The organism is Sulfitobacter sp. S190 (genome assembly GCF_025141935.1).
GTDB lineage: Bacteria > Pseudomonadota > Alphaproteobacteria > Rhodobacterales > Rhodobacteraceae > Sulfitobacter.
Genome location: NZ_CP081120.1, coordinates 2,785,900 through 2,801,108 on the forward strand (window position 1 = coordinate 2,785,900; position 15,209 = coordinate 2,801,108).

The 15,209-nt window shown below is 65.5% G+C and carries 11 protein-coding genes; 6 read left to right on the top strand and 5 right to left on the bottom strand.

Going from position 1 to position 15,209, the window contains the following annotated elements; all coding sequences use genetic code 11:
* Positions 1-66: 66 nt before the first annotated feature.
* Complete coding sequence (locus tag K3756_RS13940; RefSeq protein WP_259988387.1) at positions 67-498, top strand: DUF1489 family protein; 432 nt, start codon at positions 67-69, stop codon at positions 496-498.
* Between the two features lie 45 nt (positions 499-543).
* On the opposite strand, the gene hisG is transcribed toward K3756_RS13940, so the two are convergent.
* From hisG to hisS, 3 genes are read right to left on the bottom strand one after another with little or no spacing between them, the layout of a single operon-like run.
* Positions 544-1,236, bottom strand: a complete 693-nt coding sequence (gene hisG / locus K3756_RS13945) for an ATP phosphoribosyltransferase (protein ID WP_259988390.1) — start codon at positions 1,234-1,236, stop codon at positions 544-546.
* Positions 1,233-2,315 (bottom strand): ATP phosphoribosyltransferase regulatory subunit, encoded by a 1,083-nt coding sequence (locus K3756_RS13950; RefSeq protein WP_259988392.1) that lies wholly within the window; start codon positions 2,313-2,315, stop codon positions 1,233-1,235. Before K3756_RS13950 ends, hisG begins: the two co-directional genes overlap by 4 nt.
* Positions 2,315-3,811 (bottom strand): histidine--tRNA ligase, encoded by a 1,497-nt coding sequence (hisS, locus tag K3756_RS13955; protein WP_259988394.1) that lies wholly within the window; start codon positions 3,809-3,811, stop codon positions 2,315-2,317. Before hisS ends, K3756_RS13950 begins: the two co-directional genes overlap by 1 nt.
* 208 nt (positions 3,812-4,019) lie before the next feature.
* Between hisS and K3756_RS13960 the strand changes: the two genes are divergently transcribed.
* Positions 4,020-4,214 (top strand): SlyX family protein, encoded by a 195-nt coding sequence (locus K3756_RS13960; RefSeq protein WP_259988396.1) that lies wholly within the window; start codon positions 4,020-4,022, stop codon positions 4,212-4,214.
* An 11-nt stretch (positions 4,215-4,225) separates the two neighbouring features.
* Here the strand turns inward: K3756_RS13960 and K3756_RS13965 are convergent, their stop codons facing one another.
* Together K3756_RS13965 and dnaE are read right to left on the bottom strand one after the other, a co-directional pair.
* The gene (locus K3756_RS13965) at positions 4,226-5,164 is read right to left on the bottom strand and encodes a hypothetical protein (protein WP_259988398.1); all 939 of its coding nucleotides are present in this window, start codon (positions 5,162-5,164) and stop codon (positions 4,226-4,228) included.
* Between the two features lie 110 nt (positions 5,165-5,274).
* Positions 5,275-8,811 carry a DNA polymerase III subunit alpha gene (dnaE, locus tag K3756_RS13970; protein ID WP_259988400.1) on the bottom strand — a complete coding sequence of 1,179 codons (3,537 nt, stop codon included), beginning with the start codon at positions 8,809-8,811 and terminating at the stop codon, positions 5,275-5,277.
* Positions 8,812-9,082: 271 nt separating this feature from the next.
* Between dnaE and xdhA the strand changes: the two genes are divergently transcribed.
* The 4 genes from xdhA to K3756_RS13990 are packed head-to-tail and all read left to right on the top strand — an operon-like array spanning position 9,083 to position 15,187.
* The gene (xdhA, locus tag K3756_RS13975) at positions 9,083-10,486 is read left to right on the top strand and encodes a xanthine dehydrogenase small subunit (RefSeq protein WP_259988402.1); all 1,404 of its coding nucleotides are present in this window, start codon (positions 9,083-9,085) and stop codon (positions 10,484-10,486) included.
* On the top strand, positions 10,483-12,879 hold the full coding sequence (gene xdhB / locus K3756_RS13980; protein ID WP_259988405.1) for a xanthine dehydrogenase molybdopterin binding subunit: 2,397 nt from the start codon (positions 10,483-10,485) through the stop codon (positions 12,877-12,879). Before xdhA ends, xdhB begins: the two co-directional genes overlap by 4 nt.
* A complete protein-coding gene (gene xdhC, locus K3756_RS13985) occupies positions 12,876-13,673 on the top strand; it encodes a xanthine dehydrogenase accessory protein XdhC (protein WP_259988407.1) in 798 nt (265 codons plus the stop codon). The genes xdhB and xdhC overlap by 4 nt, the downstream gene beginning before the upstream one ends.
* Complete coding sequence (locus tag K3756_RS13990; RefSeq protein WP_259988409.1) at positions 13,670-15,187, top strand: ABC transporter ATP-binding protein; 1,518 nt, start codon at positions 13,670-13,672, stop codon at positions 15,185-15,187. The genes xdhC and K3756_RS13990 overlap by 4 nt, the downstream gene beginning before the upstream one ends.
* Positions 15,188-15,209: the final 22 nt, after the last annotated feature.

Sequence of the window (15,209 nt, forward strand, 5' to 3'; positions counted from 1 at the left end):
TGCGAAACCCCTACTTTATGTCGTGGCTCGCGGGGTGAGTCTGTGGATAAGGCGGTGGATAGATCTGTGAGTAAATTCGTGCATCTGATCAAGCTGTCGGTGGGCAGCGAAAGCGTCGAGCAAATGATCGACTGGCAGCGCCGCCGGTCCAAGCAGATCGTGAACGGCGATTACTACCACCTGACGCGCATGTGGCCCAAACGCGAGGCCGAAATCATCAACGGCGGATCGATCTACTGGGTCATCAAGGGCGAAGTGGCCGCACGCCAGCGGGTGATCCGTCTGGACGAGAAAATCGGCGCCGACGGCATCCGGCGGTGCGCCATCGTGCTCGACGCCGAGGTGATCCCGACGGTGACGGCCCTGCGCCGCCCGTTTCAGGGGTGGCGCTATCTCGATCCGGCGGACGCGCCCGCCGATCTGCCCAAGGGCCGCAGCAAGGAAGACGCCCTGCCGGTCGAGCTGAACAAGGCACTGGCCGACATCGGCGTCCTCTAGCCGCCCGCGCGGGTCGCGGCGGGGCGCGGCGGTCCGTCCTGAGGCCTAGACCGACAGCCGGTCCAGCAACGCGGCCAGCGTGGCGCTCTCGTCTGCATCCATCTCGGCCACACGGCTGCGCCACAGCGTCGCCTGACTGCGCAGCACCAGACCGTCCTCGAGAATTTTCAGATGGTTGGCGCTCAGGGTCTCCCCGCTGGACGTGATGTCCGCAATGGCCTCGGCCGTCTCGTTGGCCACGGTGCCTTCGGTCGCGCCCTGACTGTCGATCAGCGCGTAATCGGCCACACCGGCCTCGCGCAGGAAATCGCGCACCAGCCGGTGGTATTTCGTGGCGATCCGCAACCGCATGCCATGGGTCTGCCGAAAGGCCGCCGCCACCGCATCCAGATCGTCGAGCGTGTCCACATCGATCCAGCCCTGCGGCACCGCGATGATCAGATCGGCATGACCAAAGCCCAGCTCGGCCACATCGGTGACCAACTGGTCATGCAGGGGCAGCTTTTCGCGCACCAGATCGGTGCCCGTGACACCCAGATGGATACGCCCGGCCGCCAGTTCGCGCGGAATTTCTCCCGCCGACAGCAGCACCAGCGACACCCCGTCGATGCCGTCCACGACCCCTGCGTATTCGCGGTCGGACCCGCTGCGCGACAGGGTGATGCCCCGCGCCGCGAACCACTCGAATGTCTTTTCCATCAGCCGCCCCTTCGACGGCACGCCCAGCTTCAGGGTCATCGGCTCTCTCCGTCCAGCAGCAGCATCAGCCCCGGGCGCATCACGCCGCCCACCGCCGGTATTTCCGCGCCCTGCCCCAACCGCCGGGTCAGCGCATCGTATCGCCCACCGCTGGCAATCGCGGGCAGATCGGACCGGCCCCGCGCACGGAACCCGAACACGAACCCGTCGTAATACTCCATCGACGTGCGGCCGTAATCCGCCTCGAACGCCAGCGCCTCCACATCGATGCCACGCGCCGCCAGTGCCGCCTGACGCTGCGCCACGCGCTCCACCGCATCGGCAATCGCGGGCATGTCCCCTGCCAGCGCGCGCAGCTGCTCCAGCGCCACGGGCAGCGTGCCGCGCACCTCCAGCAACCGCTCCAGCAGCGCCACCTGCGCCCCCGACACCGGCGGGGCCGCCTGGTCCGCACGCAACGCGGCCACACGGGCCTCGATCTCGTCCGCGCGGCGCTTGCCGTTCAACGGCGCATCGGTCCGGCAGGTCCCGTCCAGCACGGCCTGCCGCGCCGCCGAGGGCGCAGCCCCGCCCGCGTAGCGCTCCAGCAAGGCGCGGAACCGGCGCGGCCGCCAGATGTGGCGCATCAACGCCGCCTTGCGGGCCGGCAATGTATCCAAGCCCGCAACCGCCGCCATCAGGATGCCGATGTCCCCTGTAACGGGCCGCACATCCAAGCCCTCCAGCTGCCCCGCGATCAACGCGAACACCTCTGCGTCGGCGGCGGCCGGATCGGCGCGGTCGAACACCTCGTATCCCACTTGCACATATTCATTGGCGCGGCCCGGATCGCGTTCCTGACGGCGAAACACCTCGCCCGCGTAGGTATAGCGCGCAGGCTCCGCCCCGCCCGTCATGTGCATCTGCACCACCGGCACCGTGAAATCGGGGCGCAGCATCTGCTCCCCGCGCAGCGCGTCCGACGTCACATAGGCCCGCGCGCGAATGTCCTCGCCATAAAGGTCGAGCAACGTCTCCGCCGATTGCAACAGCGGCGGCTCCACCACCTGCGCGCCCTCGCGCTCGAATGCGGCGCGCAACGCGGCGGCGCGCGCGTTGGTCCGGCCCCGCTCCGACATCAGGCGTAAAGCTCCAGAATTTCGCGCACCTTCGCCACCAGATCGGCGCGGGGCACTTCGTACTGGCTGGGGCGGTCCTTCCATTCCTCCAGCGTCGCCTCCTGCGCGATCCGGGCCCCCAAGATCAGATCCTTGATCTGCACCACACCCTTCTCGTGCTCGTCGCCGCCCTCGATGATCGCCACGGGGCTGGACCGTTTATCGGCGTATTTCAACTGGTTGCCGAAATTCTTCGGGTTGCCCAGATACACTTCCGCACGGATACCAGCCTGACGCAGCTCGGCCACCATCGCCTGATAATCGGCCATGCGGGCCTTATCCATCACCGTCACGACAACGGGGCCCTGCGCGGCCGCGTCCATGCGGCCCTTGGCGTGCAGCGCGGCCAGCAACCGGTCCACCCCGATGGACACACCCGTCGCGGGCACCTCCTGCCCCGTGAAGCGTTTGACCAGATCGTCGTAGCGCCCGCCCCCCGCAACAGAGCCGAAGTTGCGCACCCGGCCCTTGTCGTCCGTGATGTCAAAGGTCAGTTCGGCCTCGTACACGGGGCCGGTATAATACCCCAGACCGCGCACCACAGACGGGTCGATCTCGATACGGTCGGGGCCATAGCCCCCCGCCGCCAGCAGACCCTCGATCGTCTGCAACTCGTCTACACCGTCCCGGCCCGTCTGGCTGTCACCAACCAGTTCGCGCAACCGCTCGACCGTTTCGGCACCGCTGTCGCGCTTGGCCTGCATGAAGCCCATGATGACCTCGGCCTGCGCCACATCCAGCCCCGCACCGTCGGTGAAATCACCACTCTCGTCCTTGCGGCCCTCCCCGAGCAGCGCCCGAACACCCTGCGGCCCCAACCGGTCCAGCTTGTCGATGGCGCGCAGCACGATGCCACGCTCGGCGTCCTTGTCGTCGCCCGCCAATCCGGCGACCTCCAGAACCCCGTTCAGCACCTTGCGGTTGTTCACCCGCACAACGTAATCGCCGCGGGCAATGCCCACCTCTTCCAGACAATCGGCCAGCATCGCGCAAATCTCGGCGTCCGCCGCGACCGAGGCGGCCCCGACGGTGTCGGCATCACATTGGTAAAACTGGCGGAACCGGCCCGGACCGGGCTTTTCGTTGCGCCACACAGGGCCCATCGCATACCGGCGGTAGGGCGTGGGCAAATCGTTGCGGTGCTGGGCGTAAACGCGCGCCAAAGGGGCCGTCAGATCATAGCGCAGCGCCAGCCAGTCGCCGGGCTTTTCGGCCTCTGCATCTTCCTGCCACGCGAAAACGCCCTCGTTGGGGCGGTCCACATCGGGCAAGAACTTGCCCAGCGCCTCGACCCGCTCCACTCCGCTGCTCTCCAGCGCATCAAACCCGTAACGGTGGTACACGGCGGCAATCTTGGCCAGCATATCGGCACGCTGGGTGACTTCGGCACCGAAATAATCGCGAAATCCACGCGGGGTTTCGGCCTTGGGGCGCGGGGTCTTCTTGGGCTTGGCCATGACAATCCTCTGGAACGGTCCGTTCTTTGCCCTGCCTCGTAGCGGATGGTCGCCAGCGGGGCAAGCGTTGCGCCCCCCTGCGCGCCCCCTGCGCCCCCGCCAGCCCCGCGCGCGACACGGGGCGCCCGCAAATGGCGTCGCAGCTTTGCTGCGTCCTTTGGATTGCCCTGCCATTGCCAAAATGCCCTGCACCGCGTAGCAGCGGCGCATGGAACATATCGAAGAAAAGCTGGCCCATCTGATGCGCACCGTGGACGATCTGTCCGATGTGGTGGCGCGGCAGGAAACCGAAATTGCGCTGCTGACGCGGCGTGTGGAGATGCTGATGCGCCGCGAGGCCGAGCGCGACAGCGATCCCACCGGCGGTGTGGTCATCGGCGATGAACGTCCGCCGCACTACTAGGGCGTCGGGGTCTAGTCGGTCGTCTTGACAGCACTGGCCAGCACCGCGCCATCGTGGATCAGGAATTCTTTCCACCGGCCGTTGGTTTCGGCGTATTCATAGGCGCTCAGGAACGCGGTATTCTTGTCGAGCCTGCCGATCCGCCGCGCGTCGCACGGCTTGCGTTTGCCCACCTTGCAGACCGAGGCTTTCACCTTGTCATAGGCCTTGTCCGTCGCGGCATACGGCAGATGCCGCCCCGCCGGTCCGAACCGCAGCACCTCGTAGAAAGACGGCGCACCCACCAGCGCCGTGGCGGCGGTAAACTGGCGCGGGCATTTGTCGTCAAATCCGGTCAGGTAGAACGTCCGCTTGCTCTTGATGCCGGGGTTGGTGTCATAGAGCGCAAAGCCGCGCCCGCCCATGTTCTCGACCCGCGTGCCCAGCGGCTTGCCCCGCGCCTCGCAGACGCGCGCGATCTCGCCAAAGGCCAGCACCGTGCCATAGGGCACATCGGCGGTGTCGGGCCCGTTGCGCGCGCTGCTGCCGGCGCCGCGGCCGAACAATCCGCCGCGGCGCGGTTGGGTGGCCTGCGGGCTGTCTGCGCTGTCGGCATCCGGACTGCGGGTCGCCACGACGACGGTCGCGGCCGTCTGCGGTGTTGCCGCCTCCGGTGCGGCGGCGGTCGCGCTGTCGACCAGACGGCCGAAAAATCCGCGTGGTTTGTCAGGTGAAGCGCTTTGTGCTGTGGCCTGCGTGTCTGCGCCGGTTTCCGCATCTGCGGGCAGGTCGCGTCCCTCTGCCGCATCGGTGCCCAGAAACCCGTCGCGCGCCACTTCCGCCGCATCCGGTGCCACGGCAGCCGTGTCGCTTGCCGGCACGTCCACATCCGACAACCGGTCGACCCCCGACAGCGGATCCGCGCAGGCAGCAAGCCCCAAAACAATCACACAGGCGACAAGTGCACGCACGAAAACCCTCCCGATACCTCGCGCTTGTGTAGCGAACACCGCCCGCGCCGTCCAGCGGGCCATCGCGTCACATCCCGGCTCCGCCGGATCACGCCGATGCCTGCGGGTGCTCAGATTTCCTCGACCTCGAGCACCCCGCCCAGCGACCGGATCGCGCCCTTGATCTGCGGTGTGACGGGAAATTCCGCGCCCAGATCCACCTCGACTTCACCGGGCAGGCTGGGGTCCATCAGGCACAGCTGCACCGGCCCCTTGCCCGCCGCCCGCGCGGCCGTGCGCGCGCCCGCCAGCACATCCGACACCGCCGCGATCGCGGCCGGGCTCTCGATGAAAATCTTCAGCCCCATGCCCCCCGCATCGGCCACTGCCGCCTCTACCGGCGCCACCGACCGGCCCAGCAGCTTGAGCTGGTCGCTCTCCATCGTGGCCTCGACGGTGACGACCACCTTCGATCCCGTCTCCAGATGATCGCGCGCCAGCTCCAGCGTGTCGGAGAACAGCGTCACCTCATAGGCGCCCGTCGGATCGCTCAGCTGGGCAAAGGCAAACCGGTTGCCCCGCGCCGACTTGCGCTCCTGCCGGCCCGCGACCACACCGGCCAGCCGCGCATTCATCGCCCCGCGGTCGGCCACCTTGTCGGTCAACCCGTCCAGCGTCATGAACGGCACACCGCGGTCATTGCCCCACTTGCGGTTCAGCGGCCCCATATAATCATCCAGCGGATGCCCCGACAGGTAGAACCCCACCGCCTTGAACTCCTCGGTCAGCCGCTCGGCACTCAGCCAATCGTCGCCCGCCATGATGCGCGGCTCGGGCAGATCGTCACCCGCCTCCCCGAACAACGACACCTGGTTTGACGCCTTCTGATCGAAAATCGCCGCCGAATAGGCCACCAGCGCATCCAGCGCGCCAAAGACACGGCGGCGGTTGGGATCAAGCTGGTCAAAGGCGCCGGACCGGGCCAGCATCTCCAGCGGGCGCTTGCCCACCCGTTTCAGATCCACCCGCCGCGCCATGTCGAACAACGTGGCAAACGGCCTGTCGACACCTTCCACCTTGCGGCCCTCGGTCACCAGACGCATCGCCTCCACGCCCACGTTCTTGAGCGCGCCCAGCGCATAGACCAGCGCCCCGTCAACAACCTTGAACGTCGCATCCGACCGGTTCACGCAGGGCGGCACCCAAGGCAATTCCAGCCGCTTGCGGACCTCTTCGAAATACACGGCCAACTTGTCGGTCAGATGGATATCGCAATTCATCACGCCAGCCATGAACTCGACCGGATGGTTCGCCTTGAGCCACGCGGTCTGGTAGCTGACGACCGCATAGGCCGCCGCGTGGGACTTGTTGAACCCGTAGTTGGCGAATTTCTCCAACAGGTCGAACACTTCCGAGGCCTTCTTCTTCTCGACCCCGTTCTCCATCGCGCCCTTTTCGAACTTGGGGCGCTCCTTGGCCATCTCCTCGGCGATCTTCTTGCCCATCGCACGGCGCAACAGGTCCGCCCCGCCAAGGCTGTAGCCCGCCATGACCTGCGCGATCTGCATCACCTGTTCCTGATAAACGATGATGCCCTGCGTCTCTTCGAGAATGTGATCGATCAGCGGATGCACACTCTCGCGCTCGCGCTTGCCGTTCTTGACCTCGCAATAGGTCGGAATGTTCTCCATCGGACCGGGCCTGTAAAGTGCCACCAGCGCCACGATGTCCTCGATACAGGTGGGCTTCATCCGCTTGAGCGCATCCATCATGCCCGAGCTTTCCACCTGGAACACCGCCACCGTCTTGGCCGCGGCATACAGCCTGTAGGACGCCTCGTCATCCAGCGGGATCGTGGCGATGTCGTCAAGCAGCCCCTCGGGCGGCTCGAACAGCTCCGTGCCATCGGCGGCGATGTGCAGATGACGCCCCGACGCCTTGATCTGGTCCACCGCGTTCTGGATCACGGTCAGGGTTTTCAGACCCAGAAAGTCGAATTTCACCAGCCCCGCCTGCTCGACCCATTTCATGTTGAACTGGGTGGCGGGCATGTCCGATCGCGGATCCTGATAGAGCGGCACCAGCGCGTCCAGCGGGCGATCGCCAATCACCACCCCCGCCGCGTGGGTCGAGGCATTGCGCAACAGCCCCTCCACCTGCTGGCCGTATTCCAGCAGGCGTGCGACCACCTCCTCGCTGCGGGCTTCCTCGCGCAACCGCGGCTCGTCGGCCAGCGCCTTTTCGATGCTGACGGGTTTGACCCCTTCGACGGGGATCATCTTCGACAGACGGTCCACCTGCCCGTAGGGCATCTGCAACACGCGCCCGATGTCGCGCACCGCGGCCTTCGACAGAAGCGCGCCAAAGGTGATGATCTGGCCCACTTTGTCACGGCCGTATTTCTCCTGCACATAGCGGATCACCTCTTCGCGGCGGTCCATGCAGAAATCGATGTCGAAATCCGGCATCGATACCCGTTCGGGGTTCAAGAACCGCTCGAACAGAAGCGAGTACCGCAGCGGATCGAGATCGGTGATCAACAGCGCATAGGCCACCAACGATCCCGCGCCGGACCCCCGCCCCGGCCCCACCGGAATGCCCTGATCCTTGGCCCATTTGATGAAATCGGCAACGATCAGGAAATAGCCGGGAAACCCCATGCCCTCGATGATCTTCAGCTCGAAATCCAGTCGTGCCTCGTATTCGGCCACCTCTGTGGCATGCGGGATGATCGCCAACCGCGCGCGCAGCCCCTCTTCGGCCTGACGGCGCAACTCGGCCACCTCGTCATCGGCAAACTTCGGCAGGATCGGATCGCGGCGATAGGCCTGAAAGGCACAGCGCTTGGCAATCTCGACGGTGTTCTCGATCGCTTCGGGCAGATCGGCGAACAGGGTGACCATTTCGGACTGCGATTTGAAATAATGCTGCGGGGTCAGACGGCGGCGACCGTCCTGCTGATCGACATAGGCGCCTTCCGCAATACAGATCAGCGCGTCATGCGCCTCAAACATGTCGGTCTTGGGAAAATAGACATCGTTCGTGGCCACCAGCGGCAGCTCCATTGCATAGGCCATCTCGATATGACCCCGCTCGGTCAGCCGCTCGGCCTCCGGCGGGCCGCTGTCGGTCGGGTGGCGCTGCAACTCGACATAGAGCCGGTCGCCAAAGGCCGCCGCCAGCCGGTCCATCAACGCCTGCGCGGCGGGGCGCTGGCCGTTTTGCAGCAAGCGGCCCACCGGCCCGTCCGGCCCGCCGGTCAGGCAGATCACATCGGTGGCATGGGCGGCCAGCTGGTCCAGCGTCACCTGCGGCAGCGCGCCGTCCTTGTCGACGTAAAGACAGGTGTTGAGCTTCATCAGGTTTTCGTAGCCGGTCTCGCTCTGGGCCAGCAGCACCACCGGCGCGGGATCGCGGGCGCGCTCGCCGGGTCCGACCTGCACGTATTCCACATCGACCTGACAGCCGATGATCGGCTGGACACCCGCCCCCGTCATCGCGACGGAATACTCGAGTGCCGCAAACATGTTGTTGGTATCGGTCAGCGCCAGCGCAGGCATCTGCGCGTCAACGCACATCGCAGGCAGCTTTTTCAGCCGCAGCGCCCCCTCCAGCAAAGAGTACTCGGAATGGGTGCGCAGGTGAATGAATCGGGGGGTCTGGGTCATGGCGCGATGTTAGCCAAGCCGCCCCGCCGCCGCCACCGCGAAACGCGCGCGGCGCAGGGGGGATCTGCCGGGCGGTGTACGCGCGGTGCACATCGTGTGCACAGGATGTGACACCTGCCTGCGCCTGGTGCCACGTCACTGCGCAAATCTGCGCCCGCGGCCTTGCCAAGCGCGCCCGCTTGGCTCTAGCCTGCGTCAGGGGCCCGTGTTCTACGCCGCATCGAACACGCCCGCCTCCCCAGACATCCGGTACCGCGGCGGGGTTTTCCCCATGCAAATCTCGTTCCACCTCAACGGAACCCCTGTCACCCTGACGGACCCGTCCCCGACGCTGACACTTCTCGATTGGTTGCGTGAAAACAAACACTTGACCGGCACAAAGGAAGGCTGCAACGAAGGCGATTGCGGCGCCTGCAGCGTCATGGTGACGGACGCCGGAGGCAGCCACGCGCTCAACGCGTGCATCCTGTTCATGCCGCAGCTTGCAGGCAAACACGTCACCACCGTCGAAGGGCTCGCCGCCCCCGACGGCACCCTGCACCCCGTCCAGCAAACCATGATCGACCACCACGCCAGCCAATGCGGCTTCTGCACCCCCGGCTTCGTCGTCACCATGGCCGCCGCCCACCTGCAAGGCACCACCGATCACGACACCGCCCTCGCCGGCAACCTGTGCCGCTGCACCGGCTACGCCCCTATCGTGCGCGCCGCAAAGGCTGCCGAAAATGCGCCTGTTCCCAACCACTTGCGCAACCTCGGCCTTCATCTTGCCGACAAAACTCCGGGGGAGCAGCCAAGGGCTGCGGGGGCAGCGCCCCGCTTTCCTGCCGCACCGCGCGACACGGACACCCTTGCGGAAATCTACAAAGCAACCCCCGAGGCCACTCTCGTCGCGGGCGCCACGGACGTGGGTCTATGGGTCACCAAACAGCTGCGTGACCTGGGACCTGTCATCTTTCTCAACCAATGCGCATCCTTGCGCGACATCACCCAGACCGAAACCCACTGGCACATCGGGGCGATGGCCACGATCCGCGATCTCGAAGAAGCTCTGGATCCGCATTTCCCCAGCCTCGGTGCGCTCTTGCGCCGCTATGGATCGCCGCAGGTCCGCAACGCCGCGACGCTGGGCGGCAATATCGCAAACGGCTCTCCCATCGGGGACGGATCGCCCGCCATGATCGCGCTCGGCGCACGGCTGCACCTGCGCTGCGGGGACATCCGGCGCGAGATCACACTCGAGGATTTCTTCATCAGCTACGGCAAGCAGGACCGCAAACCCGGCGAATTCGTCGAAGCGATCAGCGTGCCGAAGCAGACCGACACCTTGCACTGCCACAAGCTCTCCAAACGCTTCGATCAGGACATCTCCGCCGTTTGCGGGTGCTTCAATCTGCCCGGTGACGGGCGGCTTTTCGGTGAGGTACGGCTCGCGTTCGGGGGCATGGCGGGCACGCCCATGCGGGCCAAGGCCGCCGAAGCCGCATTGCGCGGCGCGCCCATCAGCCTCGCCTCGGCACAGGCCGCAGCAGAGGCCCTGCAAGACGATTTCACACCGCTTTCCGACATGCGCGCCTCAGCGCACTACCGGATGCAGGCCGCACAAAACATGCTCTTGCGGTCCGTGCACAGCTTGCTCGGCACTCCAACCGACCTGCATGAGGTGACAGCATGAGCGTCTCAAAACCCCTGCCCCACGACGCCGCGCACCTGCACGTAACGGGGGCCGCGCGCTACGTTGACGACATTCCGACGCCCGCGAATACGTTGCATCTGGCTTTCGGGCTCAGCGATACGGCGCGGGGCACGCTCAAGAAGGTCGATCTTGCCGATGTGCGGGCCGGCGAGGGCGTTGTGGCCGTGCTGACAGCGGATGACCTGCCCTTCGACAACGATGTATCGCCCTCCAATCACGACGAGCCTTTGCTGGCCGACGGCACGGTCCACTACAAGGGGCAGCCGATCTTCCTGGTGGTTGCCACGTCCCATCTCGCCGCCCGCCGCGCGGCCCGGCTTGGCAAGATCGAGATCGACGCACAGGATCCGATCCTGAGCATCGAGGCCGCACTTGCCGCCGACAGCCGCTTTGAGGACGGCCCGCGCATATACGCAAAGGGCGATGTCACAAACGCGCTGTCGCAGGCGGCGCATCGGCTGTCGGGCAGCGTCGATGTTGGCGGGCAAGAGCATTTCTATCTCGAAGGGCAGGCCGCGATGGCCCTGCCTGGCGAAGATGGCGACATGACCGTCCACAGCTCCACCCAGCACCCGACGGAGATACAGCACAAGGTGGCTGAAGCACTTGGCACGCCGATGCATGCCGTGCGGGTCGAAACGCGGCGCATGGGCGGTGGCTTTGGCGGCAAGGAAAGCCAGGGCAACGCGCTCGCGGTGGCCTGCGCCATCGCAGCCCGTCTGACAGGCGCGCCGTGCAAGATGCGCTACGACCGCGATGACGATATGGTCATCACCGGCAAGCGGCACGATTTTCGCATCGATTACGACGTGGGCTTTGATGATGACGGCAGGCTCACGGCCGTGGATTTCACGCATTACGCGCGCTGTGGATGGGCGATGGACCTGAGCCTGCCCGTCGCCGACCGCGCCATGCTGCATGCCGATAACGCCTATCACCTCGCCGATGTGCGCATTACATCGCACCGGCTGAAGACCAACACCCAATCTGCCACCGCCTTCCGCGGGTTCGGCGGGCCGCAGGGGATCGTGGGGATCGAGCGGGTCATGGATCACGTGGCCGCCCACCTCGGCCTCGACCCTCTGGTGGTGCGGCAGCGCAATTTCTACCGTGACCTGCTGCAGAAGGACACGCCCGTGGGCACCGCAGCACCCGCCGACCCCCGCCCGCAAAGCGACGCGGCAAGCCGTGGCGCGCAAGCAGACACCGATGCGCCGCAAATCGCGCCGGAGCCCGTCGATGTGCAGACCACTCCCTATCACCAGCCGGTCACGGACTGCATCATCAACGCGCTGTCGGAGCGGCTCATCGACACGTCGGACTATCACGCCCGCCGCGCCGCGATTGCACGATGGAACGATGAAAATCCGGTTTTGAAGCGCGGCATCGCCCTGACGCCGGTCAAATTCGGCATCTCCTTCACGCTTACCCATCTCAATCAGGCGGGCGCGCTTGTGCATGTCTATCAGGACGGCTCCGTGCATCTGAACCACGGGGGCACCGAGATGGGTCAGGGCCTGTTCCAGAAAGTCGCCCAGGTCGCGGCAAGCCGTTTCGGTCTGCCGCTCGATTCCATAAAGATCACCGCGACCGACACGGCCAAAGTGCCAAATACCTCGGCCACCGCAGCGAGTTCGGGCAGCGATCTGAACGGCATGGCGGTTCAAATCGCCTGTGACACCATCCGCGACCGCATCGCCGCCCATCTGGCTGAATTGCATCAGGCGCATCCTAACCAGATCAGGTTTGCCGACGGTCAGGTGCATTTGCCGGGCGAGACGATCAGCTTTGCCCAGGCGGCAAGCCTTGCCTATCAAGGGCGCGTCAGCCTGTCGTCGACGGGGTTCTACAAGACCCCTGACATCCAGTGGGACCGTATCGCGGGCAAGGGCAGACCGTTCTATTACTTTGCCTATGGCGCAGCCGTGACCGAGGTCGTCATTGACACGCTGACGGGCGAGAACCGGATTCTCCGGGCGGATGTTCTGCACGACGCGGGAACGTCGCTGAACCCCGCGCTCGACATCGGACAGGTGGAAGGCGCCTTTGTTCAGGGCGCGGGCTGGCTGACCACGGAGGAGCTTGTCTGGGATGACACCGGCGCGCTGCGGACGCATGCACCGGCAACCTATAAAATTCCGGCCTGCGGGGACCGGCCCGATGTGTTCAACGTCGATCTGTGGAACGCGCCAAACCCCGCGCAGACGGTGTACCGGTCCAAGGCGGTGGGCGAGCCGCCGTTCATGTTGGGTATTTCCGCCTGGGCCGCGCTGGCCGATGCGATACGCGCCTGCGGCGATGGCTACGGTGATCTGCAAACGCCCGCGACCGCCGAAGCCGTATTGGCAGCCGTAACGCGGACCCGCGCGTGACGCAAATTACGGTCGAGATAACGGCAACGCGGGGCTCGGCCCCGCGCGATGCAGGCACCGTCATGGTGGTGAGCCCGACCGACATCACCGGCACCATCGGCGGGGGTGCGCTGGAATACCGTGCCATCGAAACGGCACGGCGCTTGATGGCAAAAGACCGACCGCTGCTGGAGGAAACCATTCCGCTTGGCCCTGATCTGGGTCAATGCTGTGGCGGCGCGGTGAGCCTGCGGTATTCCACGGCCGCGCATGCGCCAGATGCACCGCAGCCCACACGGTTTGCCCCCGGGCTCGTCCCGGACCGGTCGCTGGGCGATCTGTGGGTGTGGGGTGCGGGGCACGTGGGCCGCGCGGTGATCCGGCAGGCCGCCCCGTTGCGTGCTTTTAATCTGTGCTGGATCGACAGCGATATGACCCGTTTTCCTGCCGACATTCCAGATACGGTAACCCCGCTTGCCGCACGCGACATGCCGCGGTTGGTGACACATGCCCCCCGCACGGCGCATCACCTGATATTCACCTATAGCCACGACATTGATCTGGCCCTTTGCTCGGCGCTTTTGACCCACGGATTCGCAAGCTGCGGGCTGATTGGGTCGCAGACCAAGAAAACGCGATTTTTCAAGCGGTTGAGGGCTGCAGGTCTGACGCCGGAACGCATTGATTGCCCCATTGGCACGCCAGCGCAGGGCAAGCACCCAGACGCAATCGCCCATTCCACGCTCACTGTGCTCTTGAAAACCTTGCAGCAACGGGATGATAGTGCGCCCGACAAAAAGGCTGTGCACCCATGACCACCCCATTGCTGAAACTGACCGGCCTGACCAAAGCCTATCCCGGGGTCGTGGCGAATGACGATGTATCGCTTCGGATTGCCCCCGGCGAAGTGCACGCGCTGCTGGGGGAAAACGGGGCCGGCAAATCGACATTGGTCAAGATGATCTACGGGCTGGTCAAACCCGACAGCGGCGACATGCAGATGCACGGTGCACCTTTCGCGCCGTCAGAACCGCGCGCGGCCCGTGCGGCGGGTGTCGGCATGGTGTTCCAGCATTTTTCGCTGTTCGATGCCATGAGTGTGGCGGAAAATATCGCCCTCGGGATGGAACACGCGCCGAAACTGGGTGCGCTGTCGGCCCGTATTCGCGAAGTGTCGCAGACCTATGGTCTGCCGCTGGCACCTGACCGGATCGTGGGCGATCTGTCCGCCGGTGAACGCCAGAGGGTCGAGATCATCCGCTGTCTGTTGCAGGATCCAAAGCTGTTGATCATGGATGAACCCACATCGGTTCTGACGCCGCAGGAAGTCGAGATCCTGTTCAAGACACTGCGCAAACTGAGCGCCGAAGGCACGGCGATCCTGTATATTTCCCACAAGCTCGAGGAAATACGCAGCCTGTGTGACAGCGCGACGATCCTGCGCCTGGGCAAGGTGGTCGGCCATTGCACACCCCGTGAGACGACCGCACGCGACATGGCGGAGATGATGGTGGGCAAATTGCTCGAGACACCGAGCCGCGCGGGGCGTGATCTGGGCGAAACCCTGCTGCGGCTCACCGCGCTGTCGGCCCCGTCTCCCAACGCCTTTGGCATGCCGCTCAAGAGTATCGATCTGGACCTGCGGGCGGGCGAAGTGCTGGGGATCGGAGGGGTTGCGGGCAACGGTCAGGATGAGCTGCTGGCGGCGCTGTCGGGCGAACGGCCCGTGGCCGCGGGCATGCTGGAGTACCGCGGACAGGACATCGGACGGCTGGGCCCCACGGCGCGGCGCAAACTCGGTCTGCTGGCCGCACCCGAAGAGCGCATGGGCCATGCCGCGGCCCCCGATATGACGCTGGTGGAAAATGCGATGTTGACCGGTGCAGTGCGCCAGGGTCTCGAGCGGCGCGGCATGCTGGACTGGCCCGCCGCCCGCAAATTCGCGGAAGAGGTGATCGCCCGTTTTGATGTGCGCACGCCCAACAGTGCGGCGGCAGCCCGGTCCCTTTCGGGCGGCAACCTTCAGAAGTTCGTCATCGGCCGTGAGGTCATGCAGCGGCCCGAGGTTTTTGTGGTCAACCAGCCGACGTGGGGCGTGGACGCGTCTGCCGCCGCCGCGATCCGGCAGGCGCTGCTGGATCTGGCGCAAAACGGCGCGGCGGTGATCGTCATCAGTCAGGACCTCGACGAACTGATGGAAATTTCGGACCGCTTTGCCGCACTCAACGAAGGCAGGCTGAGCGCTTCGCGTCCGGCCCAGGGCCTGACCGTGGACGAGATCGGTCTGATGATGGGTGGTGCCCATGGAATGGAGGTCGCGCATGTCTGAGCCGCGCAAAGCCACAGGGATG